This is a genomic window from Bradyrhizobium sp. SZCCHNRI3052, assembly GCF_032484895.1.
In the GTDB taxonomy this organism is placed as follows: domain Bacteria; phylum Pseudomonadota; class Alphaproteobacteria; order Rhizobiales; family Xanthobacteraceae; genus Bradyrhizobium.
On record NZ_JAUETW010000005.1, the window covers coordinates 171,604 to 195,241 of the forward strand.

Here is a 23,638-nt window from a genome sequence, read left to right on the forward strand (position 1 = left end):
CCGGAAGCTTGTGACCATGGCGCGCACGACTCCCATTGGATTGCGGTCGAAGGCCCGCGCACGGGCGCGCGCCGGCCTTGCCCTGCTGTCGGCCATCGTCATCGGTCTGGTGCTGTCCACGGTCGCGGCAGGCGCTGCGCCGGTGCCGGGCGAGGCGAGCCTGTCGGCTCAGGACGGCTATGCGCGGCTGGTGCTGAAATTCGCCGAGGACGTCAGCGCCGACGTCACCACCGCCGGCTCGATTCTGCTGATCAGGTTCGATCGCGCCGCCACCGTTCCGATCGACCGCTGGGTGGATGCTGCGCCCGACTATATCTCATCGGCCCGCGGCGACCCCGACGGCTCGGCGCTGCGGTTGTCGCTGTCGCGCAAGGTCCGCGTCAACACCATGACCGCGGGCGAACGCGTCTTCATCGACCTGTTGCCCGACAGCTGGACCGGCCCGCCGCCGCCGCTGCCGGCCGAGGTCGTGCGCGAGCTCGCCGAGCGCGCGCGCGCCGCCGAGAAGGCGCTGCGGCTGCAGCGCGCCGAGGCGGAATCGAAGAAGCGGCCGCCGATCCGCGTGCGCGCGCTGGTGCAGCCGACCTTCGTGCGCTTCGTGTTCGAGATCCCCGACGGCGTCGGTATCTCCTCGGTGCTCAACGACCAGAAGCTGTCGCTGTTCTTCACCGCGCCGCTGTCCTTCGATCTCGCCGACGCCAAGCTCGTCGCGCCGCCGAACGTCGCCGCGATCAACCAGCGCATCGACGGCAGCAGGACCGTCGTCGAGCTCGGCCTGGTCGGCGAGGTCGACGTTCGCGCCTTCCGCGAGGAGAAGAACTACAACATCGACGTCGCCTATCAGCAGCCGGACAAGAAGGTCTCCGCAGTCTCCTCGGACACGCTGCCGGGCGCCAAGGCGGCCGCGGCCGAGAAACCCAACGGCAGCAAGCCCAATGGCGACAAGCCGAAGCAGGCTGCGCAGCCCGAGATCGTGCCGCCGACCTCCGACACCATCGCCAAGGAGATGAAGGCGGAGACCAAGCCGGCGCCTGCGGTCGCGGCGCCGGCCACCGAGCCCGCAGCCCAGCCGACGCCGTCGGCCGCTGCTGCGAAGACCGAAGCCGCGCCCGAGGCCGCCAAGCCTGAAGCTGCTGCGCCCGAAGCCGCCAGATCCGAAGCTGCCAAGCCCGAGGCGATGAAGCCGGAGGCCGGCAAAGCCGAAGCCGCCAAGCCCGTCGAGAGCAAGTCGGTCGAAGCCAAGCCTACAGAGGCCAAGCCTGTAGAGGCCAAGCCTGCCGAAACCAAGCCGGCCGAGAAGGCAGCCAATGGAGCCGCCACCCTGGAGGCCCTGCGCGACAGTGAGGGCCTGCGGCTCACCTTCGGCTTCGGCCAGGTCACGCCGGCGGCGCTGTTCCGCCGCGGCGATACGGTATGGATGGTGTTCGATTCGACCAAGCCCGTCGACGTCGAACCCATCCGCGCCAAGGGCGGCGCCATCATCGGCGAGGTCAACAGGATGTCGCTCGAGAACGGGCAGGCCATCCGGATCCGGCTCAACCGCCCGCAGATGCATTCGCTCGGCAGCGATGACGGCGGGCGCAGCTGGATGCTGTCGTTCGCCGACAAGGGCCAGGCCAATCAGCAGCCGCTGATGGTGATGCGCAACGTCACCGATCCCGCGCTTGCCAATGTGATGGTGCCGCTCGCCAATCCCGGAGCCGGCATGCTGCACCGGGTGACCGACCCGGATGCCGGCGACACGCTGCTGGTCGTGACGGCGCCGCCGCCGATCCGCGGCTTCATCAAGCGCCAGGATTTCGTCGATCTGTCGCTGCTCGATTCCATCCACGGCATCGCGGTTCGTCCGAATTCGGATGACGTCGCCGTCGAGATCGCGCCCGACAAGGTGATCCTGGGCCGGCCGGGCGGGCTGACGCTGTCGTCGATCGGCTTCTCGCCGGAGCGGGCGCCGACCGCTGTCAGGCCGATGTTCGACATCGACGAATGGCAGCAGAACCAGACCCAGCCGTTCGTGCCGCGCGAGGATCTCCTGATCAAGGCCGCGGCCAACGCCGAGCCGGAGCGGCGGGCGCAGGCGCGGCTGGCGCTGGCGCGCTTCTACATGGCGCGAGCGATGTATCCGGAAGCGCGCGGTGTCACCAATCTGATGATCTCCGACGCCGACCCGCGCACCGACGAGACCGCCATGCTGATGATCCACGCGGTGGCGAGCATCCTGATGGGCCGGCCGGACCAGGGGCTCAAGGATCTCGCCACGCCGTCGATCGGGAACAATTTCGACTCCCAGATGTGGAAGGGCCTCGCCTTCGCCCGGCAAGGCAAGTTCGCGGACGCGCGCGAGAAGCTGAAGAACGTCGAGTTCGCCATCGCCTCGCTGCCGCTCGACCTGCAGCGCGTCGTGATCGCTGACGCGATGAAGTCGGCGCTCGAGATCAAGGATTTCGCCGGCGCCGCGAAGCGGCGCGCCGAACTCGACGTGATCGGCGTGCCCGCGGACATGAAGCCCGACATCGCCGTGCTGCGCGGCCGGCTCGCCGAGGCGATGGCGCAGGAGAAGGATGCGCTCGACGACTATCGCTTCGCCGTCAATTCCGACGACCGCATGGCGGCCGCGGAGGCCAAGCTGCTCGAGATCAAGCTTCTGCAGAAGCGCGGCGAGATCAAGCCGCCCGACGCGTTGAAGGAGCTGGAGACCTTGCAGGCGATCTGGCGCGGCGACGCCATCGAGGTGCAGACGTTGCAGATGATGGCGCAGCTCTACGAGGAGGCCGGGCGCTACGCGGACTCGCTCGAGGCCGCGCGCCAGGCCACCCGCCTGATGCCCAACTCCGACTTGGCGCGGCAGGCCCAGGATGCAGCCTCCCGCCTGTTCTCGCAGTTGTTCCTGAGCGGCAAGGCCGACGAGCTTCCGCCGGTCGATGCGCTCAGCATCTTCTACGGGTTTCGCGAGCTGACTCCGATCGGCCGCCGCGGCGACGAGATGATCCGCAAGCTCGCCGACCGCCTGGTCGGCATCGATCTGCTCGACCAGGCCGCCGAACTTCTGCAATACCAGGTCGACCACCGCCTCGAAGGTGCGGCGCGCGCCCAGGTCGCCGCGCGTCTCGCCATGGTCTACCTCACCAACCGCAAGCCGGACCGCGCCATCGAGGCGCTGCGCACCACCCGCATCGCCGATCTCGCGGGCGAGCTGCGCCAGCAGCGGCTGCTCTTGGAGGCGCGCGCCAACAGTGACATCGGTCGTTACGACCTCGGGCTGGACATCATCAGCAACATCGGCGGCCGCGAGGCGATCCGGCTGCGCTCCGACATCTACTGGGCGTCGCGGCGCTGGCGCGAGGCGTCCGAGCAGATCGAGCTCTACTACGGCGATCGCTGGCGCGATTTCCGCCCGCTCAATCCGGCGGAGCGCGGCGACATCCTGCGCGCCGTGGTCGGCTATGCGCTCGCCGACGACGCCATCGGCCTCGCCCGCTTCCGCGAGAAATATGCGCCGCTGATGACCGGCGAGGCGGACAAGATCGCGTTCGACGTCGCCAGCAAGCCGGCGAGCGGCTCCAGCGCCGAATTCGCGCAGATCGCGAAGATGGCCGCGAGCGTCGACACGCTCGACGGCTTCCTCCGCGACATGCGCGCGCGTTTCCCGGATGCCACCGGCAAAGGACCGGACGGCGGCAAGGACGCCGCGAAGGCCCCGTCGGAAGCGACCGGCGCCTTGCCGCGCATCCAGGGCGTCAAGCAGGCGATCGCCGGCCGTTGATTTCGGCGCCACACGCAGAGCCGGAGAGCCACCAGATGAGCCGACCAGGCCGAAGCCGAGCTCATCGCGATGCTGTCCGCAATCCGCCCGACGCGCGTCCAGACGAAAGGTCGAGACTGCCTTGCGACGCCATTGTCTCGTTCGCTCAGTCAGAGCGATGCGGCGCAAGCGCTTCGATGATGCGGCAGTCGGCAACGGTGCCGTGCTTGCAGCGCCCGATGACATCGGCAAGCTCGTCGCGCAGCGCCACGAGGTCCGCGATCTTGCGTTCGATCTCTGCCAGGTGTTGGCCGGCGATGACGTCGACCGCGTCGCACGAGCGGTCTCGCTGATCGGCGAGGTCCAGCAGGTCACGGACCTGGTCGATGGAGAAGCCCAAGTCGCGGGCACGCCGGATGAAGCTCAGTCGCCCCAGTTGGTCGTTGTCATAGGCTCGGTAATTGCCCTCGGTTCTCGCCGGAAGAGGTAGCAGACCGATCCGCTCATAATAGCGGATCGTTTCGACTTTGGTGCCGGTCCGCTTCGCGAGGTCGCCGATGGTCAGTCGTGACATGGCTTGACCCTATAGTGGCTACAGGGTCCATATAGGACGTCGCATCATCTTGTAAGAGGCGACGATATGCCTGGTTGTCATGACGACTGCTGTTCCTCTTCCCCTCCGAGGGAACTGGACAGCCCCCGCTGGCGTCGTGCGCTCTGGATTGCGTTGGCTATCAACGGAGCCATGTTTTTGACGGAGATCGCAGCAGGCGTGGCGGCCGGGTCGGCCTCGCTGCAGGCGGACGCGATCGACTTCCTCGGTGATACGGCCAACTATGCGATCAGCCTCGGAGTGGCGGGACTGGCGCTGAGCTGGCGAGCGCGCGCCGCCCTTCTGAAGGGCTGGTCGCTCGTCCTGCTTGGCGTCCTTGTCCTTGCCTCCACTGTCTGGCACGCAGTGACCGGCACCCTCCCGGAGGCGAAGGCGATGGGGATCGTCGGCATGCTCGCCCTTGTCGCCAATGCGGGCGTGGCCCTCATGCTCTACCGCTTCCGGATCGGCGACGCGAATATGAGGTCGGTCTGGATCTGCTCCCGGAACGATGCGATCGGCAACGTCGCCGTACTCGCGGCCGCAGCCGGTGTGTTCGGCACCGGCACGGCATGGCCGGATCTCATTGTGGCGGCGATCATGGCCGCGCTTGGTTCGAGCGGTGGCTGGCACATCATACAGCGAGCTCGCATCGAGTTGCGCGGCTCCCCCACATCGCGCCCCGTCGCAAGCCCAATCCGGGCGAACTGATCGAGGGCACGTGTCAATGGAAAGTCACGACCGACTGGCTTTCGCTCACACCGAGAGGTGAAACCTACCCGCCGTAGCTCTGCACCAGGCTGCCGGCCACCAGCGACCAGCCGTCGACCAGCACGAAGAAGATCAGCTTGAACGGCAGCGACACCACGACCGGCGGCAGCATCATCATGCCCATCGACATCAAGACCGACGCGACCACGAGGTCGATGATCAGGAAGGGCAGGAACAGCAGGAAACCGATCTCGAAGGCGCGCTTGAGCTCGGAGATCATGAAAGCCGGCACCAGGATGCGCAGCGACAGGTCGTCGGGCGTCGCCGGCGGCGGCTCGCCGGAGAGGTCCATGAACAGCTTCAGGTCCTTCTCGCGCACGTTCTTCTGCATGAAGCCGCGCAGCGGCACCGAGGCGCGCTGCAGCGCGTCCTCGACGCCGATCTGGTTCTCCACCAGGGGCCGGATGCCGTCATCATAGGATTTCTGCAGCACCGGGCCCATCACGAACGCCGTGAGGAACATCGCGAGCGCGATGATGACCGAGTTGGGCGGCGCGGTCGCTGTGCCCATCGCCGTGCGCAGCAGCGACAGCACGACGACGATGCGCGTGAACGACGTCATCATGATCAGGATCGACGGCGCGATCGACAACACCGTGAGCAGCGCGATCAGTTGGACCGCGCGTTCGGTGACGCCGCCACCGCCGGCGCCGAGATTGATGCTGATGTCCTGCGCAGCAGCACGTCCCGCCAGTAAACCGGCGGCAGTCAGAACAGCGGTGAAGACAACTCTACGCGGGGGAAGCAGCGATCTCACTGAGACGACTTCGGACGTCCGAGCAGCGAGGCCATCTCGTCCTCCAGATTCTCGAAGCTGGTCTTGACCGGCGCGGCCTGCGCCGCAGGCGGCTCGTTGCGCGCGGCCGCCCGGAGCGCCGGGGGACCCGAGGCCGGAGCAGCCGACGGATCGGCTGATGGACGCCGCAGCGCGGCCTCGAGCCGTTGCGCCATCTCGGCCAGATTGGCTTCGGCGCTCGAATCGGCCGCTGCGGGCGGCGGGGCAGCCGGGGGCGGGGGCGGCGGCATCTGGGCCACCGGCGGCAGCGGCGGCGCCGCCGCGCGCTCGACGCGCTCGGCTGCGCGCTCAGCGCTCCGCACCGGCGGCAGCCGTGGCCCCTCGGAAGGGCGCTGCGCCTCGGCCTGACGCTGCGGCTCGGCGGGGCGCAACGGGCGCGACATCACTGGTTCACCGCGGGCCACCCGCTCGGGGCGCGGCTCCAGGCGGGCTTCGTCTCCGCCGCGCGGTTCTCCACGGACGTCCGCCCGGAGGTCCTGGCGGGGGTCGGGACGGCGCGGAGGAAGCGGTGGTTCCGGCGGAAATGCCGGTGCTGGCTCACGCCGCTCTGCGGCAGTCGGCGCCGTGCGGCGAACCTCATCGATGAACGACGGCCGCATCGGGCGCTGCGGCGACTCCGGCATCTGCAACTCGGCATGCTCGGCGGCCTCGGTCTTCGGCTCGTTGTCGGCCCAGGATGGCGCATCCGGCAGCGGCGCGATGCGAGCCGCCGGCGGCTCGGCACTGATGCCCGGCCGCTGTGGCAATTGCTCGCGCGCCGGCATGGCCCGCACGATATTGGATTCGACCACGATGTCGGTCGGCCCGCCGATCATCAGAAGATGCTCTATGTTATCACGGCGCACGAGCACGAGACGGCGGCGGCCATCGACGGCGGCGGCATCGATCACGGCAAGCCGGGGCATGCGGCCGCGATTCGGGTTGGTCCCGAGACGATTGCCCGCGAATCGACGGACCAGCCAAGCGGCGAGGCCGATCAGCGCCAGCACCGCCACGAATGCAAAAAAGAACGTCAGTGCCTGCATCTCTGTCCCCGGCAAATACCGCGTCCTTTCGAAGTCTTTCGTCTGTCCAACGCATCGCCGGCAGCGAACGGAGCTTCAGAACCGGAACCAACCTGTTAACGCATGACGGCAGGAACTGCCGCTCCGCCTCTTAATAACCCATGAATCGGCCGGGCCAAAACGACTTCTTGGCGAGCCGCGCCGTCCCGGAATGATGCATCGGTCGGCTGGGACCCCGGCAGTTTCCTAAGAATTCGTCAAGACACCGGGATAGTCCCGGTGGGCATCGCACCCTTTCTTAACTCCCTGTTAACCATATGCACGGCAATTTCTACCTACCCAAACCGTCCGGTAGTCGGACACAACCGAGCAGCGCCATGTCCATCAACGATCTCCCCGTGTTGTCGGCGTTGCGGACCAAGATGCAATGGCATCAGGAGCGCCAGCGCGTGCTGTCCGAGAACGTGTCCAATTCGGATACGCCAAACTTCAAGCCGAAGGATCTGGTTGAGCCGAAGTTCGATTCAACCGGCCAGGCGGTCGGCGGCTTTGCGCCGCTGTCGCTGACCCGGACCAGCACCGCGCACATCGCCCCGTCGTCGGGCGAGAGCGCGAGCTTCGACCAGAACCGCAAGGTCGGATTTCAGACGAGGCCCGCCGGCAACGCGGTGAGCCTCGAAGAGGAGATGCTGAAGGTCTCCGCCAACCAGATGGACTACGCCGCGGCGACCTCGTTGTACGGCAAGAGCCTGCATCTGTTGAAGACAGCGATCGGCAAGGGCTGAGCTCGGGTTAAGGACAGAGACCGACAAGCATGGCAAACGACTCCAGCGATTTCCTCCGCTCGATGAGCATCGCGACCTCCGGCCTGCGTGCGCAGGCGGGACGTATGCGCGTCATTTCCGAGAACATCGCCAATGCCGATTCGACCGCTGCCAAGGCGGGCGGCGATCCGTATCGCCGCAAGGTCCCGACATTCACCTCGGCACTCGATCGTGCGCTCGACGCCAAGGTGGTGGCACTCGGCAAGGTGGTGCCCGATCAATCGTCGTTCCGCGTCAAATACGACCCCAGTAACCCGGCCGCGGACGCGTCCGGCAATGTCAAGTACCCCAACGTCAATCCGCTCATCGAGATGACCGACATGCGTGATGCGCAGCGGTCCTACGAGGCGAATTTGAACATCATCGGCGCCACGCGCCGCATGATCCAGCGCACGCTCGACATTCTGAAGACCTAGGACAGGAACGAAAGTCATGGCCTCCCCAATCTCCGCAGCGAATGCCTACGCGAATTCCGCGCGCGTGCTCGACACCGGCGGCTCGAGCGGTGCCTTCGGCAGCCTTGGGCGCGTGCGCGACGTGCTCGGTAGCGGCAACGGCGCCGACAAGGGTGGTCCGTCATTCAGCGCGGTGCTGAAGGACGCGATCGGCAGCGTGATGGAGGCCGGACGCAAGTCCGACAGTCAGGCGGTCGCGATGGCCGCGGGCAAGGCAAACGTCATGGATGTCGTCACGGCGGTCGCCGAAACCGACGTCGCGGTGTCGACGCTGGTGTCGGTGCGCGACCGCGTGATCCAGGCCTATGAAGACGTGATGAAGATGACGATCTAGGCGCAGCTCGTAACGCTTCAGGCCGCCACGTGCCTGATGCGCCCAGGGGATTTGCCGTCTGCCGCGACCGCGCGCGATGAGGCGGGTGCCGGACCGGAGCCGATCGACAGTGAGGAACGACAGGACATGACGGGAGCTGAAACGCTCGATGTGGCGCGCGATGCGATCTGGACCATCGTGCTGGTGTCGTCGCCGCTGATGGTGGTCGGCCTCGTGGTTGGCGTGGTCGTCTCGCTGTTCCAGGCGCTGACGCAGATCCAGGAGCAGACGCTGGTGTTCGTGCCGAAGATCATCGCGATCTTCGTGACGCTGCTGCTGGCGCTGCCGTTCATGGCCGATGCGCTGCATTCGCACATGATGCGGATCTCGTCGCGAATCATCGGCGGATGAGGCAATGTCCGGGGCGGCAGGGCAGGCCTGCGTGAGGGCGCTGCGAGCGGTCGTAAGGAGCAGTGCGGGGGGCGCTGCTGCTTTCAGGCGCGCGCGGGCAGCCTTTCGGGCAAGCTCTTCGCAGGCTGCCTCTTCGCAGGTTGCCTCGTCGGAGGCTGTCTCTTCGGAGGCTGTCTCTTCAAAGACCGTCGTGCCGCACCAGCATGCGGTCGAAAGGGCCGTGACGGCGGACGATGCGCATCGATATATCCTTCCTTCCGGCGCTGGCCGCCGTGTTCATGCTGGCCTTCGCGCGCGTCGGCGCCATGGTGATGCTGTTGCCGGGCCTCGGCGAGGTCAACATCCCCGTCCGCATCAAGCTCGCGACCGCGCTGCTGCTCACGATGATCGTGCTGCCGCTGCATCGTCAGGCCTATCAGGTCGACCTGCAGGCGTTGTCGCCGCTCTTGGTGATGATGGTGCACGAGATCGTGATCGGCATCGTGCTCGGCGCGACGGCGCGGGTGACGCTGTCGGCGCTGCAGGTCGCGGGCTCCGTGATCGCGCAGCAGATGGGACTCGGCTTCGTCACCGCGGTGGATCCGACGCAGGGACAGCAGGGCGTCCTGATCGGCAACTTCCTCACCATGCTCGGCGTGACCCTGCTGTTCTCGACCGACAGCCATCACCTGGTGATCGCCGCACTCAGCGACAGCTACAAGATCTTCGCGCCGGGCGAATTGATCCCGAGCGGCGACGTCGCCTCGCTGGCGACCAAGGCGTTTGCCGCGGCGTTCAAGATCGGCCTGCAATTGTCGGCGCCGTTCCTGGTGTTCGGCCTGGTCTTCAACATCGGGCTCGGCGTCTTGGCGCGGCTGATGCCGCAGATGCAGGTCTATTTCGTCGGCGCGCCGCTCTCGATCCTGATCGGCTTCCTGATCTTCGCGCTGGTCCTGACCGCGATGATGGGAACGTTTCTCGGCTATTTCGAAGGCGTCATGCACGAGATGATGCCGCGGTGAGGGGGCCGATCGATGTCCGATGAGGCCGATTCCGAAGACAAAACAGAAGACCCGACGCAAAAACGGCTGGACCAGGCGCTCGAACGCGGCGACGTCGTCAAGAGCCAGGAGCTCAACACCTGGTTCGTGATCGCCTCCGCGACCTTGGTGATGTCGACCTTCTCGGGCTCGATCGGCACCGCGGTGCTGGTGCCGATGCGCAACCTGATCGCCAATTCCTGGATGATCCACACCGACGGCGCCGGCCTGCTGGCGCTGGCGCGCAGCCTGTCGTTCGCCGTGATCGCGGCGATCGGCGTGCCGATCCTGATGGTGATGCTGGCGGCGATCGCCGGCAACATGATGCAGCATCGCCTGGTCTGGTCCGGCGAGCCGATGAAGCCGAGCCTGAGCAAGATCTCGCCCTTGGCCGGCGCCAAGCGCCTGTTCGGCAAGCAGGCCGCGGCCAATTTCGCCAAGGGCCTCTTCAAGCTCGTGCTGCTCGGCACGGTCATGGTCATGATCCTGTGGCCGGAGCGGCTGCGCCTCGAATCGCTGCTGCATATGGACGTCAGCGAGCTGCTCGGCGTCACGATCTCGCTGACGACGCATCTGATGGGCTCGGTGGTCGCGCTGCTCGCCCTGGTCGCGATCGGCGACTACCTGTTCCAGTATCGGCAATGGTACGAGCGCCAGAAGATGTCGGTGCAGGAGATGAAGGAGGAGTTCAAGCAGTCGGAAGGCGACCCGCACGTCAAGGGACGCATCCGGCAGATCCGCCAGCAGCGCATGAAGAAGCGCATGATGGCCGCGGTTCCCAAGGCCTCCGTGATCATCACCAACCCGACCCACTACTCGGTCGCGCTGTCCTACGAGCGCGGCATGTCGGCGCCGGTCTGCGTCGCCAAGGGCGTCGACAACATCGCCTTCAAGATCCGGGAGGTCGCCAAGGCGCACGACATCCCGATCGTCGAGAACGTGCCGCTGGCGCGCGCGCTCTATGCCACCGTCGAGATCGACGAGGAGATCCCGGTGGAACATTATCATGCCGTCGCTGAGATCATCGGCTACGTGATGGGGCTGCGGCGCAACCTCTCGGGGCGCCCGCGATGACAACCGATTCGGTCCATGGACGGACCGCAAAATACGGATAAATCATGGAATATCGGCTTGACGGGCTTGCGCTTGACCCGTCGATTCAGGCAGGTGGAAGGGGGAGCCGCGCGAACGGGCTGGGGCTCCCAGCCGACAGGTCGCGTCCCCGAGCCATGAGCGCCGATTCCGACAACGATGGGTTACAGGATCAGGTGGGCCTGCCGGAGCGGCCGCGCCGCAGCGGCAGCATTCTGCTGATCCTGCTGGTGGCGTTCGGTCTCGTCGCGGTCGCGATCGCGTTGATGACGATCGGCCGCGCCCAGGCGCAGCCCTATATTCTCGGCCTGCTGTCGCTGCTCGCCACCGTCGGCCTGTTCAATCTGTTCGCGTTCGCCGCCGGCATCGTCCGCTTCGCCGACAAGGCGACCGACGATCCGGTGTTGGGCGCGATCGCCGATCACGCCTTCGATGGCCTCGCAGTGACCGATCCGCGCGGCCATGTCGTCTACGCCAACGCCGCCTATCTCAACATGACGGGAGCGGCGACCGCGCAGGAGGCGCGTCCCGTCGAGCGTGTCTTCATCGGCAATCCCGATGTCTCCGAAGCGGTGTTCCGCCTGCTCAAGGCGGCGCGCGAGGGCAAGCGGCAGCAGGAGGAGGTGCGCATCACCGCGGCCGAAGGCGCGCAGGGGCGCTGGCTGCGGATGCGCGTGCGCCCGCTCGGCCAGACCAAGCGCCACGCCCGCTACGCGGTGTGGTCGATCGCCGACATCACGCGGGATCGCGAGCGCCAGGAGGACGTGTTCCAGGAGCTGCAGCATGCGATCGAATATCTCGACCATGCGCCGTGCGGCTTCTTCTCGGTCAATCCGGAAGGCAGCCTCGTCTACGTCAATGCCACGCTCGCCAACTGGCTCGACTACGATCTCGCCGAGATCGGCTCGGGCGGCCTGAAGCTCGCCGACGTCGTCTCCGGCGACGGCGCGTCGCTGCTGACCTCGATCGTGGCGGTGCCCGGCGAGGTCCGCACCGAGGTGTTCGACATCGACCTGAAGATGCGCGGCGGCAAGACCATGCCGGCGCGGCTCTACCACAAGCTCGCCTTCGGCGCCGACGGCAAGCCGGGCGCCTCGCGCACCCTGGTCATCAGCCGCGCCCGCGACGAGCGCTCCGATCCGGAGCGCGCCGCCGAGGTGCGCTTCATGCGCTTCTTCGACCATACGCCGATGGCAATCGCCACCGTCGACCGCGGCGGCGCCGTGGTCAGGGCCAATGCGCGCTACGCCAAGCTGGCGCAGAGCGTCAGCGGCGACGTGGCCGCGGCGAAATCGATCTTCCGCACCGTCAGCCAGCGCGACCGGCACCTCCTGATCGCCGCGATCAACCAGGCCTCGGAAGGGCAGGCGGACATTCCGCCGGTCGAGGTGATGCTGGAGGGCGCGAAGGAGCGCTTCGGCCAGTTCTTCGTCACCGCCGTCGACGAGGACGAGCGCGAGACCGAGGCCGCGATCGTCTATCTGCTCGAGACCACCGAGCGCCGCGCGCTGGAGAACCAGATCAACCAGTCGCAGAAGATGGAGATGGTCGGCCAGCTCGCCGGCGGCATCGCCCACGACTTCAACAACGTGCTCTCGGCCATCATGATGGCCAACGACTTCCTGCTGAACGCGCACAAGCCGACCGACCCGTCGTTCCAGGACATCATGCAGATCAAGCAGAACGCGACCCGCGCCGCGACGCTGGTGCGGCAGCTGCTCGCGTTCTCGCGCCGCCAGACCCTGCGGCCCCAGGTGCTCGATCTCGGCGACGCACTGTCCGACCTGACGATGCTGTTGCGTCGGCTGATCGGCGAGAAGGTCAAGCTCGACCTGGTTCACGGCCGCGACCTGTGGCCGGTCAAGGTCGACGTCTCGCAGTTCGAGCAGGTGGTCGTGAATCTCGCGGTCAACGCCCGCGATGCGATGCCCGATGGCGGCAAGCTGTCGGTGCGCACCGCCAACGTCTCGGCCGACGAGGTCGCGCAGGCCGCCTACAAGGGCATGCCGGTGGCCGACTACGTCCGCATCGAGATCAGTGACACCGGAACCGGCATTCCGGCCGAGATCCGCGAGAAGATCTTCGAGCCGTTCTTCTCGACCAAGGAGGTCGGCAAGGGCACCGGTCTGGGACTGTCGACCGTCTACGGCATCATCAAGCAGACCGGCGGCTTCATCTACGTCGACAGCGAGGTCGGCAAGGGGACTTCGTTCCAGATCTTCCTGCCGCGGCACATCGTCGTGCCGGAGGTCCAGGCCGAGCCGCACGCGGCCAACGGCGCCGTCAAGGAGCCGGCCGTCGCGGAAGCGTCGAAGCCGCGCGCCGACCTGACCGGGCAGGGCACCATCCTGCTGGTCGAGGACGAGGAGGGCCTGCGGGCGCTGAACGCGCGCGGCCTGCGCTCGCGCGGCTACAGCGTCATCGAGGCGTCGAACGGCGTCGAGGCGATGGAGGCGCTGGACGAGTGCGACGGCGTGCTCGATCTCGTGGTGTCCGACGTCGTGATGCCGGAGATGGACGGGCCGACGCTGCTGAAGGTGATGCGCGAGAAGAATCCGGACATCAAGATCATCTTCGTCTCGGGCTATGCCGAGGATGCGTTCGAGAAGAGCCTGCCCGAGAACCAGCAGTTCGCGTTCCTGCCCAAGCCCTTCACGCTCAGCCAGCTCGTGGCGGCGGTCAAGGAAACCATGGCGCCGCAATAGGTTACCGGAGTTCCTTGGCAAATTGCTGGCAAGCCGGCCGTGCGCGTTTCATCCCGCGACCCCGCGCCGCAGCTGCGCGGCCTCGTGCCGCCTTCCCTTTTCGCGGGTTGTGCCCATCTTACAGGCATCCCCATTCCGGGGAGTTATGGGAAACACAGATGAGCTTCATGCAGCGCAAAAGCGGCCTCCTCAAGGCGATGGCCGTGGCCCTTTCACTGGCGCTGCCGACGGTGCTCGCCGTCTCGGCGGCCGACGCCCGGATCGGCGGCGGCTCCAGCTCGGGCTCCCGCGGCACGCGCACCTTCTCCGCGCCGCCTCCGACCACGACCGCGCCGGGATCGGCGTCGCAGTTCAACCGCACCATCACCCAGCCGGGCCAGCCCGGCGGCTTCAACACGGCTGCGCCCGCCCGTGGCGGGCTGTTCGGCGGCCGCGCGGGTGGCCTTCTGGGCGGCCTCGCTGCCGGCTTCCTCGGCGCCGGCCTGTTCGGCATGCTGTTCGGCGGCGGGCTGTTCTCGGGGCTCGGCGGCTTCGCGTCGATCATCGGCCTGATCCTCCAGGTCCTGCTGGTGGTGTTCCTGGTGCGCATGGGGATGGCCTGGTGGCAGCGCCGCAACCAGCCGGCCTATGCCGCCGGCCCGGCGCCATCGCCCACCGACGGCCAGCCGAGCTCGCGCTCGGGCCTGAGCGGCCTTGGTGGTTTCGGTGGCTTCGGCGGTGGTGGCAGCAACACGCCGCCGCTGCAGATCCTGCCGGCCGACTACGAGGCGTTCGAGCGGCTGCTCGGCGAGATCCAGTCCGCCTGGTCGAACGAGGATGTCGGCCGCCTGCGGCTGCTGTCGACGCCCGAGATGGCCTCGTATTTCGAGCGCGATCTCGAGCAGAACCAGGCCCGCGGTGTGGTCAACAAGGTCAGCGCCGTGAAGCTGCTGCAGGGCGACCTCGCCGAAGCCTGGCGCGAGAATGGCGCCGACTACGCCACGGTCGCGATGCGCTTCACCTTGGCCGACAAGACCATCGAGCGCGCCTCGGGCCGCGTTGTCGACGGCTCCGACCAGCCGCAGGAGGTCACGGAGATATGGACCTTCCTGCGCCACGCCGGCGCCGATTGGCAGCTGTCGGGAATCCAGCAGGTCGGCTGACGCCATAGGTCGAACGATCATCGGGCGCCGCGGAGCAATCCGCGGCGCTTTTGTTTTGCGCGTGGTTATAGTGGCGTGCCGCGATGAACAGGCAACGAGGATGGGCCCATGCGTTACGAGCTGTATTACTGGCCGATGATCCAGGGCAGGGGCGAATATGTGCGGCTCGCGCTGGAGGAGGCGGGCGCCGCCTATCGCGATGTCGCGCGCGAGGACGGCATCGGTGCGATGACGGCGATGATGGACGCCGAAAGCGATACGCCGCCGTTCGCGCCGCCATTCCTGAAAGCGGGCCGCCGCATCATCGGCCAGACCGCCAACATCCTGCTGTTCCTCGGCCCCCGCCATGGCCTCGCCCCGAAGGCCGAGGCGGGGCAATCCTGGCTGCATCAGCTGCAACTGACGATCTCCGACTTCGTCGTCGAGATCCACGACACCCACCATCCGCTCGGGCCGACGCTGTACTACGAGGACCAGCGCGCGCCGGCCAGGAAGCGCGCCGCCGAGTTCTGGAACGAGCGGGTACCGAAATTCCTCGGCTATTTCGAACGGCTCCTGGCGAACAGCGGCGGCACCTATGTCACGGGGCGCCGGCTCACTTACGTCGACCTGTCGCTGTTCCAGATCGTCGCCGGACTGCGCTACGCGTTTCCCCACCGCATGACGGCATTCGAGCGCAACATTCCCGGCCTCGTCGCGCTGCACGACCGCGTCGCCGCCAGGCCGAACATCTCGGCCTATCTGGCCAGCGACCGCCGCATCCCCTTCAATGAAGACGGCATCTTCCGCCACTACAAGGCGCTGGATGCGTGAGGGCTGAGGGCGTGCAGTCGTGCTGGAGTGAGCGTGCTCATCTGAGAGCCTCGCCGGCGCCTCGTCGGCGCTGCGCTCCCTCTCCCCGTTCTTCACGGGGGGAGGGGCGGCCGCACGGGAAGTGGGTGTCGAGAGACCTGTAACGCCTCGCCCGAACGAGCCGCGCGTGAGCTGAAACCACGTGGATCGCCGCGCCGCCACGGCCCAGCTCACACGTATAGCGGCAGGCGCCTGAGGCGCCGCCGCTATACGAAGTTGGCCTGAGGGTGTGGGATCGTCAGGCGAGAATGTCGACGCGGGTGCCCTGGCCGGGCGGCAGCGGCGGACGCGAGGCCTGCTTCTCCGCGGCCGCCTCGTCGCCGGTCTTGGCGGGATTCACGGCCTGGCTCTGCTGCGTCTGGTTGCGCGCCTGCGTGTCTTGGGTCTGCGGCTTGGTCGTCTCGGTCGAGATCGGCGGCGGTGAGGGCGGCGGCGATGACGACGAAACGCTCGAAACGGACATGGTCCAGCTCCTCGCTTGGTGTTGCGACAAGCGTGGCCATCGCTCACGAAAACTTCGTCAAGCAGATCGTTCGAATTGTCTGCAACTGTCGGTGGCGCGGCGAATAGTGAACGGGTCGCTGCCGCCGGCGCAGAAACCGCAAGGCTGTCGCGTCACCCCCGGCCTATTGGTCCTTGCTGCGGCTGATCGTGATCGAGGACTCGGTCTTGGTTCGGGCGCAGCGCATGTCGAGCCGGCGGTAGCGGCTGGCGACGTCGTCGCCGCGGAAGATTCCGAGCCGGCGGTAACAGCGTGTGACGCCGCGCTGCATGTCGTCCTTCGGCAACGTGAAAACGATCGCCGCTGCGCTCGCCATCAGCTCGATGAAGGCCGGCGTCGGCTTGCGCTCGGATTTTCCGAACAATTGATTGCTGACATTCTTCGATGAGCAGCCGAGCGTGATCTCGCGCGCCTTGGGATGAGCGAGATAGACCGTGCCCGCCGCGGTCTGTCCGATCTTGATGCCGTCGATGCCGTTCTTCAGTTCCTTGGCAACGTCGTCGCAACGATCCGCCCGGGCCGCGTGCGGCAGCAGCGTGCTGCTCGACGCAACGAGAAAAACAAAACCGGCCAAGCGGCCAAATGAGCAAAGCGATGACTGCATTCCAAATACCCCCGCGCCATTGAAGCCTGCGCGCGGAGGTCATGCAAGCGCGATGCGCCGCGGCCGCACAAGATCGTCGGCCGACGTGACCGCGTGTTGACGGGCCGCGGTCATATGCCGGCGGCAGCGGCGCGATCGCTTCGTCAGAACCAGCAGCGGCCCGGATGCGACAGCGATACGCCCGCGGCGCGACGCTCGCAGTCGTTGCTGTAGGTCTGGAAGTTGCAGCCGCACACCGGCATGTAGATCCGCGGGCAGAGCGTCGGCTTTCGGCGGCAGACACCCATCATGTCGAACCGGCCGCACTGGCCGGCCGGGAACTCGCAATAAAGACCGGCATTGCAGGGGATGCCGGCAAATCCGCCGCACGCACGGCCGGGACCGACTGCGCCGGCGCTGCCGGGGAGCATGGTGATCAGGGCAAGAGCAAATGTGATGGCAACGAAGAGACCTCGTGTCATGACGCCTCCAGGAGGAAAATGAATATGTCAACAATCTAAGGTTACATAATTCGGCGACCGATCGCAATCGATCTCGCCGTACGACATTGCGCTGGTCGCGGCGTCATGTTGCGGCGACCTCGCGGGCCGTCTCGATCAGCAGGTCGAACGTCTCGTCGGGTGCGTGCTGCACGACATCGTGCCCGCACGCAAATGCGTGCACGCGCCACGCGGGATCGCTGCGCAGCCGCTCATATTGCGCGGTGAATGGCGTCGCGCTCCATCCGCTGGCGTAGACGAAGGTGCGCTGCAGAGCCGCCGGCGCCGGACCGTGGAGGTTCAGGGCCTGGATGAAGGTCCCGAGCGGATGCGGCCGGCGGCGCGGATCGGAGCCTTCGCGCGGCAGCGCCGTCAGCCCGTCATGCCCGGCGCGTTCGATCACGAACCGGCGATACGCGTCACCGGCGAGATCCCACCATGACTGACCGTTCTCGGGTGCGAAGGCATCGAGATAGACCAGTGCGGCGAGCCTTTCCGGCACGCGGTCGGCGACGCCGGTCGCGACCATGCCGCCATAGCTGTGCGCGCACAGGATGACCTCGGACAGGTCCTCTATCGCCAGGAGCTCGACGACGTCGGTGATATGGGTGTCGAGATTGATGGCATGGGCGCGGGCGGGCGTCTCCTCCAATCCGCTCAGGGTGGGGGCATAGGCCGCATGGCCGGCTTGCCGGAGCCTGGCGCAGAGCGAGTCGTACATCCAGCCACCGTGCCAACCTCCTGGAATCAGAACGAAAGTCGCCATGGTCCTCCTCCTCGACGGATGCACCGAGACATGTCTTGCAAGGCTTCAGACGGGTAGCGTATCAGACCTGTCAAGACCGCTTTGGGCGGCCATTTCTAGAACCCCACGAGCTCGCCATGAACGCGCCCACCGCCTTTCCCGACCAGTCCAAGCCCGTCCCGCCCTACAAGCACACGCCGCTGTTTCCGCTCGGGCCGGACACCACGCCCTACAGGAAGATCACCACCGACGGCGTGCGGGTCGAGAAGGTCTTGGGCCGCGACATGCTGGTGGTGTCGCGGGAGGCGCTGCGGACCTTGTCGGAAGCCGCGTTCGGCGAGATCAACCACTTTCTGCGTCCCGGCCATCTGAAGCAGCTGCGCAGCATCCTGGAGGATCCGGAGGCCAGCCCGAACGACAAGTTCGTCGCGCTCGACTTCCTGAAGAACGCCAACATCTCCGCCGGCGGCGTGCTGCCGATGTGCCAGGATACCGGCACCGCGATCATCATGGGCAAGAAGGGCTGCAACGTCATCACCGATGGCGACGACGAGGCGGCGCTGTCGCAAGGCGCGCGCGACGCCTACTTGCGCCGGAACCTGCGCTACTCACAAGTCGCTCCGCTGTCGATGTACGAGGAGAAGAACACCGCCAACAACATGCCGGCGCAGACCGAGATCTATGCCGAGGGCGAGGACGCCTACAAGTTCATGTTCATGGCCAAGGGCGGCGGCTCGGCCAACAAGAGTTTTCTGTTCCAGGCGACGCCCTCGGTGCTCACCAAGGACCGGCTGCTGGCGTTCCTGAAGGAGAAGATCCTGACGCTGGGCACCGCGGCGTGCCCGCCTTATCACCTCGCCATCGTGATCGGCGGCACCTCGGCCGAGCTGTGCATGAAGACGGTGAAGCTGGCGTCTGCGCGTTATCTCGACGCGCTGCCGACCCAGGGCTCCCCGGATGGCAATGCCTTCCGCGACGTGGAGATGGAGCAGGAAATCCACAAGATGACGCAGTCGCTCGGCGTCGGCGCGCAGTTCGGCGGCAAGTATTTCTGCCATGACGTCCGCGTCATCCGCATGCCGCGCCACGGCGCGTCGTTGCCGATCGGCCTCGGCGTGTCGTGCTCGGCCGACCGCCAGGTGCTCGGCAAGATCACCAGGGACGGCGTCTATCTCGAGGAGCTCGAGCATCATCCGGCGCAGTATCTGCCGGAGGTCGAGCAGGCGCTTGGCGGCGAGGTCGTGAAGATCGACTTGAACCAGCCGATGAAGGACATCCTCGCCACTCTGTCGAAGAATCCGATCAAGACCAGGCTATCGCTGACCGGCACCATGATCGTCGCGCGCGACGCGGCGCATGCCAAGCTGCGCGAGCGCCTCGATCGCGGCGAGCCCCTGCCGGACTACTTCAAGAACCATCCGGTGTACTACGCCGGCCCCGCCAAGACCCCCGAAGGCTACGCCTCCGGCGCGTTCGGCCCGACCACCGCGGGCCGCATGGATTCCTTCGTCGACCAGTTCCAGGCGGCCGGCGGCTCGATGGTGATGGTCGCCAAGGGCAACCGCGCGCCGGCGGTGCGCGAGGCTTGCAAGAAGCACGGCGGCTTCTATCTCGGCTCGATCGGCGGCGCCGCGGCCAACCTCGCCGAGCACTGCATCAAGAAGGTCGAGGTCGTCGAATATCCCGAGCTCGGCATGGAAGCCATCTGGCGCATCGAGGTAGTGGACTTCCCGGCCTTCATCATCATCGACGACAAGGGCAACGACTTCTTCAAGGAGCTGAACCTCGGCTGAGGTGAGCCGGGCGTGATGTTTGTTGCGGCGGCCGGGAGCGATCCCGGCCGTTGGCGTATGGGGGAGGCCCATCTCGCCTGAGCGCGTAGCGTGGCAACCGAATTCGCACGCCGACGGTGCGCTCCCCTCCCCCTTGCGGGGAGGGGAGCTCACTGCTGTTGTGGGGCCAGCTCGGCTCCGACTACCGTGGGGCTCAGCGTGCGTTCGTGGCAAGAGGAGCACGATGCTGAACGAAGCAACTGGTAGTCGGATGTAATGCCCGCCAACCGCATCATCGGTCTCGACGGCTTCTCCCGCGGCTGGGTCGCGGTGTCGATTGCAGGCGACCGGCGCGACATCGCCTTTCCCGCCGACGTTTCGACGGCACTATCGGCTCCTTTTACCCGCGCCGCGATCGACATCCCGATCGGCATGACCGACGACGGCGAGCGCACCTGTGACCGGCTCGCGCGCGACAAGCTCGCGCCGCATCGCTCCCGCGTCTTCACCGGCGCGCGACGCTGGCTGTGGCAGGACTACACCGATCCAGACGAGGCGAACATCGAGGCGTCGCGGCGCGGGCAGACGCGCGCCTCGCGTCAGCTCTGGCATCTCGGCCGCAAGATCATGGAGGTCGACGCCTTCGTCCGTGCGCATCGCGACCGCGACATCCGCGAGGCCCATCCCGAACTGGTGTTCCTGCGCCTCCACGGCGCGCCGTTGCCGTCGAAGAAGACGGAACATGGCGCCAGGCTGCGGCGCGACTTGTTAGTTTCTGCAGGCTTCGCCGCCATCGACGACTGGATGACCCGCGCCCGCATCGGTACCGGTGCCAAGCCCGACGACGTCCTCGACGCCTGCGCGGTCGCGCTGGCCGCTCGCGACTGCGCGGGCTGCGTACCGGAAGAAGCTGCGCCGCGCGACGCGCATGGCGTGCCGATGCAGGTCTGGTTTTGAGTGGCGGCCCGGCCAAGTTTTTCCCACATCTGCTTCAGCGCGGAGGGCTGGCGTACATGGGGTAAGCGATCAACGGACGGGTTTCCGCTTATCCCTGCATAGGGCTAGGCCGTCGAGTTTCGAGATGCTGCTAGCGGAAATCGCGTGCGTTGAGCGGGTGCTTGTGGTTGGGCACCGGGCCGAATTCGCTGCGTGGTGCAAGAGGGAGCGTCTTTGTTGAGCACTGAACCATGTTCGTGCTGAGATTCAGGTCGCAGTCGTCATAATCCAACGTCACCCGCCGCTTGCAGCTGTTCTTCAGGCTGTACCAGTTGACCCCAGGAGCTTTCGGCCACGCCTTCTCTACCACGCACTGGCTTGGATCTGATTGTGGGGCCGAACTGACGGTCCGCGGCGGTCGAACTACGCTTGATGGTGGCTCGGCAACGGGCTTGGTAATGGGAGTTGCTGCCGGATTCGGCTGCGTTCTATCCACGCCGAGAATGTCAGCGGTCACATTCTTCGCTGCAGAGCCAATATCCCGGGAACGAGCGTTTGCCGGTACCGCTCCGATGCGGACAGCGGTAGCGGCCCCGCCATTCGTGGACATGGACTTTCCGTCCGGCTCGAGCGTGTAGTTCCATGTCCCCGCGCTATTCGTATAGGTCAATACGTTTCCCGAGCAGGTCCACGTACCCTGGACACAAGCCGGGTGTTCGCTGCACAATGCTCTGCCGTCAGGGAGTAGCGTACCTCTGTTGCCACTGCCTGAGTGTCGCCAGTCACCGATAAACTTGGCTGCGCAACTCGATTGCGGAGCGGCCTCTGCCGCGGCGGTACCGGAAAGTAGTACCGAAAGAAGTAAGAGATATCTCATTGTAGTTCCAATTAAGCAGGTTGGACTATGATTACCCAATTCCTAGCTCGAATGTGAGTTAGGTGATCCAATCAGATTCCGATCGCGCCCGCAACGATGACCGCTTGAGCCATTGCGGCAGCCGTAGCGATGGATATAGGAAGTCCCCGCCTCACGGTTGATGGCTTCGATGCCTGCCAGGGGTCGAAATACAAACAAGTGCGCACCGTTCCGCTGGTCGGACCTCAATGAGGGGGGCGCGGCTTCCCTGACGGGCCATAGGCCAATGTTCGATCCGATTTCCAGGGGGAAGGTTCTAAAAAAAATAAATCACTTGTGATTTTTCCGAAATCGTGATTTTATCTCGCCATCCCGCCTCACTGCGGAGGGGCGTTGCGCGCGATCGTCACGACACGCGAGGCGGGGAGGCGATGGCCGCGATGGAGCCGCAGCGTGTCTTCGGATACGCGGACGAACGGCTTGGCGCGGACGCGAAGTCGCAGCGTCCTGACACCCCGAAGCTGGTGTCACGTTCGTGCGGTGCTGAGCGCATCGCGCGGATCATGGTGGCCAACAAGCCGGCGCACCAGGGAGACTGCGTATAAGCGTGAAGCCATTGCGCAGGGAAGGCCGGGCGTTTCCGGCTGCACCTGTGGTACCTGCCGCCTGCATTTCTTTCGCAGGCGGGCCGCAGGCGTCAGCCGACGCCTGGCCTTCCCTGCGCCCTCTGCATTTGGAGAGGGACATGCCGATGCCATCCCTCGGGCGTTATCAGCCGCGGGGCTGCGTCCGCTTGTCCGGGCTGTTTGAGATGTGAAGCGGGACTGCTGCGATTGAAAATCGGTGTCGTCCCGGGCAAGCCATGAGCGCGCAACAGCGCGATCGTGGCGCCGACCCGGGACCCATGCGCCGCGACTGTCGTGACGGGCGAAAAGCCAATTGCCAGCGTGCCTCGAACCACTCCCTACGGGTATGGGTCCCCGCTTTCGCGGGGACGACAGCGGAGAGTGTCGATGCGACGCGCCCACGCAAAAGAATAGCGCTCAGCCCCGCGCGCCGGTGAACGGGAAGCTGCCCATGAAGCCGATGCCCATCTCGCCGGAGATGGTGTCGCCGGCGACCTTGCCCTTGAAATCCAGCGTCAGCGGCATCGGGCTGGTGATCGAGACCTTCCAGGCGACGTCGTCGCCGTTGACGGTGCCGTCGAAGATCTCGGCGGAATCGCCTTCCGCGGCCTGGGTCCCCGTCAGCGTCGCGCCCGAGCTCTTCAGGCTCAGGGTCGCGCTGCGCTCGCCCATGGGCGTGTTCAAGGTCAGATTCCAGTTGCCGTCCACAGCCATCGATCGTTCTCCTGGCATTGCGATTTTGCGGACCTCGAGGCAACGACCTCGAGGATGCGTTCGGCCGCCCCTATAGCGCATCTTTGCGCGTAAGCCCATTGCGGCGATCGGATGCAGCGATCAGGCTCGCGCTGCCCTGAGGCGGTTGGCGACCACGAAGCGGAAGGCCATGAACTGCAGCGCGAAGGCCGCGACCTTGGCGCCGCCCGCGACCACGGTGATGTAGAGCACCCACAGCTTGATGTCGCCGGTCATGGCGACCGCGATCGTGCCGAGACCGAGCGCGAACATCAGCGCCGCCCAGGCATAGCCGGCGATGGTGACGTATTCCGGGATGGTCTCCGACACGATCGGCGGCACGTAGCGCAGCATCCAGCCGCGCTTGAGCATGATCAGCCCGATGGCGAAATGGCCGATCGCGGGCTTGGCGAACATGAAGCGCGGGTCATTGGTCAGCAGCGTCACGCCGCCGAGCACGATGACGAGGCCGACGCTGGCATAGGCCATGAAGCTGAGGTTCACGCCCCTGATGCGCGCCCAGACCACCTGCACCACGGCGACGGCGACCGCGGCGGCGGTGGCCAGCACGACATCATCGGTTGCGATGTACAGGATGAAGAACACCGCGGCCGACAGGAAGTCGGCAATCAGCTTGGCAAACACGATTTTCACGCACGTCTCCTGCA

22 protein-coding genes are annotated in these 23,638 nt (G+C 66.3%); 13 read left to right on the forward strand and 9 right to left on the reverse strand.

From position 1 onward, the window contains the following. Positions 1–16 precede the first annotated feature (16 nt). Positions 17–3,763 (forward strand): tetratricopeptide repeat protein, encoded by a 3,747-nt coding sequence (locus tag QW887_RS16590; RefSeq protein ID WP_316194701.1) that lies wholly within the window; start codon positions 17–19, stop codon positions 3,761–3,763. 145 nt (positions 3,764–3,908) lie between these two features. Here the strand turns inward: QW887_RS16590 and QW887_RS16595 are convergent, their stop codons facing one another. Next, a complete protein-coding gene (locus QW887_RS16595) occupies positions 3,909–4,316 on the reverse strand; it encodes a helix-turn-helix domain-containing protein (protein ID WP_315716019.1) in 408 nt (135 codons plus the stop codon). 66 nt (positions 4,317–4,382) lie between these two features. On the opposite strand from QW887_RS16595, the gene QW887_RS16600 reads away from it, so the two are divergent. Further along, positions 4,383–5,045, forward strand: a complete 663-nt coding sequence (locus tag QW887_RS16600; RefSeq protein WP_315828142.1) for a cation transporter — start codon at positions 4,383–4,385, stop codon at positions 5,043–5,045. Positions 5,046–5,109: 64 nt separating this feature from the next. Here QW887_RS16600 and fliP read toward each other — a convergent pair whose 3' ends face one another. Together fliP and QW887_RS16610 are read right to left on the reverse strand one after the other, a co-directional pair. Next, a complete protein-coding gene (gene fliP / locus QW887_RS16605; protein ID WP_315716020.1) occupies positions 5,110–5,862 on the reverse strand; it encodes a flagellar type III secretion system pore protein FliP in 753 nt (250 codons plus the stop codon). Then, the gene (locus QW887_RS16610; protein WP_316194702.1) at positions 5,859–6,926 is read right to left on the reverse strand and encodes a flagellar biosynthetic protein FliO; all 1,068 of its coding nucleotides are present in this window, start codon (positions 6,924–6,926) and stop codon (positions 5,859–5,861) included. Before QW887_RS16610 ends, fliP begins: the two co-directional genes overlap by 4 nt. A gap of 356 nt (positions 6,927–7,282) precedes the next feature. Here QW887_RS16610 and flgB point away from each other — a divergent pair, with 356 nt between their 5' ends. From flgB to QW887_RS16655, 9 genes are all read left to right on the forward strand, one after another. After that, positions 7,283–7,690, forward strand: coding sequence for a flagellar basal body rod protein FlgB (gene flgB / locus QW887_RS16615; protein WP_315716022.1), 408 nt, complete (start codon positions 7,283–7,285; stop codon positions 7,688–7,690). 29 nt (positions 7,691–7,719) lie between these two features. Continuing rightward, on the forward strand, positions 7,720–8,145 hold the full coding sequence (gene flgC / locus QW887_RS16620; protein ID WP_315716023.1) for a flagellar basal body rod protein FlgC: 426 nt from the start codon (positions 7,720–7,722) through the stop codon (positions 8,143–8,145). A gap of 16 nt (positions 8,146–8,161) precedes the next feature. Then, positions 8,162–8,518, forward strand: a complete 357-nt coding sequence (fliE, locus tag QW887_RS16625) for a flagellar hook-basal body complex protein FliE (protein WP_315716024.1) — start codon at positions 8,162–8,164, stop codon at positions 8,516–8,518. Between the two features lie 126 nt (positions 8,519–8,644). Next, positions 8,645–8,908, forward strand: a complete 264-nt coding sequence (fliQ, locus tag QW887_RS16630) for a flagellar biosynthesis protein FliQ (RefSeq protein ID WP_008965881.1) — start codon at positions 8,645–8,647, stop codon at positions 8,906–8,908. 233 nt (positions 8,909–9,141) lie between these two features. After that, positions 9,142–9,909 (forward strand): flagellar biosynthetic protein FliR, encoded by a 768-nt coding sequence (fliR, locus tag QW887_RS16635; RefSeq protein ID WP_315716025.1) that lies wholly within the window; start codon positions 9,142–9,144, stop codon positions 9,907–9,909. A gap of 12 nt (positions 9,910–9,921) precedes the next feature. After that, the gene (flhB, locus tag QW887_RS16640) at positions 9,922–11,001 is read left to right on the forward strand and encodes a flagellar biosynthesis protein FlhB (protein ID WP_315753133.1); all 1,080 of its coding nucleotides are present in this window, start codon (positions 9,922–9,924) and stop codon (positions 10,999–11,001) included. 155 nt (positions 11,002–11,156) lie between these two features. Next, on the forward strand, positions 11,157–13,724 hold the full coding sequence (gene cckA / locus QW887_RS16645) for a cell cycle histidine kinase CckA (protein WP_315768201.1): 2,568 nt from the start codon (positions 11,157–11,159) through the stop codon (positions 13,722–13,724). Between the two features lie 167 nt (positions 13,725–13,891). Next, positions 13,892–14,866 (forward strand): Tim44 domain-containing protein, encoded by a 975-nt coding sequence (locus QW887_RS16650; RefSeq protein ID WP_316194760.1) that lies wholly within the window; start codon positions 13,892–13,894, stop codon positions 14,864–14,866. A 108-nt stretch (positions 14,867–14,974) separates the two neighbouring features. After that, a complete protein-coding gene (locus tag QW887_RS16655; RefSeq protein WP_315768199.1) occupies positions 14,975–15,679 on the forward strand; it encodes a glutathione S-transferase in 705 nt (234 codons plus the stop codon). A gap of 277 nt (positions 15,680–15,956) precedes the next feature. Here QW887_RS16655 and QW887_RS16660 read toward each other — a convergent pair whose 3' ends face one another. The 4 genes from QW887_RS16660 to QW887_RS16675 form a co-directional block, all read right to left on the reverse strand. Continuing rightward, positions 15,957–16,181, reverse strand: coding sequence for a hypothetical protein (locus QW887_RS16660; RefSeq protein ID WP_315716033.1), 225 nt, complete (start codon positions 16,179–16,181; stop codon positions 15,957–15,959). Between the two features lie 163 nt (positions 16,182–16,344). Continuing rightward, positions 16,345–16,824 (reverse strand): hypothetical protein, encoded by a 480-nt coding sequence (locus QW887_RS16665; RefSeq protein ID WP_315768197.1) that lies wholly within the window; start codon positions 16,822–16,824, stop codon positions 16,345–16,347. Positions 16,825–16,967: 143 nt separating this feature from the next. After that, positions 16,968–17,285 carry a hypothetical protein gene (locus tag QW887_RS16670; RefSeq protein ID WP_315768195.1) on the reverse strand — a complete coding sequence of 106 codons (318 nt, stop codon included), beginning with the start codon at positions 17,283–17,285 and terminating at the stop codon, positions 16,968–16,970. 103 nt (positions 17,286–17,388) lie between these two features. Continuing rightward, positions 17,389–18,069 (reverse strand): alpha/beta hydrolase, encoded by a 681-nt coding sequence (locus tag QW887_RS16675; RefSeq protein ID WP_315768193.1) that lies wholly within the window; start codon positions 18,067–18,069, stop codon positions 17,389–17,391. Positions 18,070–18,185: 116 nt separating this feature from the next. Here QW887_RS16675 and QW887_RS16680 point away from each other — a divergent pair, with 116 nt between their 5' ends. Then, complete coding sequence (locus QW887_RS16680; protein ID WP_316187517.1) at positions 18,186–19,841, forward strand: fumarate hydratase; 1,656 nt, start codon at positions 18,186–18,188, stop codon at positions 19,839–19,841. Positions 19,842–20,096: 255 nt separating this feature from the next. Continuing rightward, entirely contained in the window at positions 20,097–20,777 is a 681-nt protein-coding gene (locus QW887_RS16685) for a DUF429 domain-containing protein (RefSeq protein WP_316187515.1), read from the forward strand. Between the two features lie 1,878 nt (positions 20,778–22,655). Here QW887_RS16685 and QW887_RS16690 read toward each other — a convergent pair. After that, on the reverse strand, positions 22,656–22,952 hold the full coding sequence (locus QW887_RS16690) for a hypothetical protein (protein WP_315753123.1): 297 nt from the start codon (positions 22,950–22,952) through the stop codon (positions 22,656–22,658). A 120-nt stretch (positions 22,953–23,072) separates the two neighbouring features. Then, on the reverse strand, positions 23,073–23,624 hold the full coding sequence (locus tag QW887_RS16695) for a septation protein IspZ (protein ID WP_315753122.1): 552 nt from the start codon (positions 23,622–23,624) through the stop codon (positions 23,073–23,075). Positions 23,625–23,638: the final 14 nt, after the last annotated feature.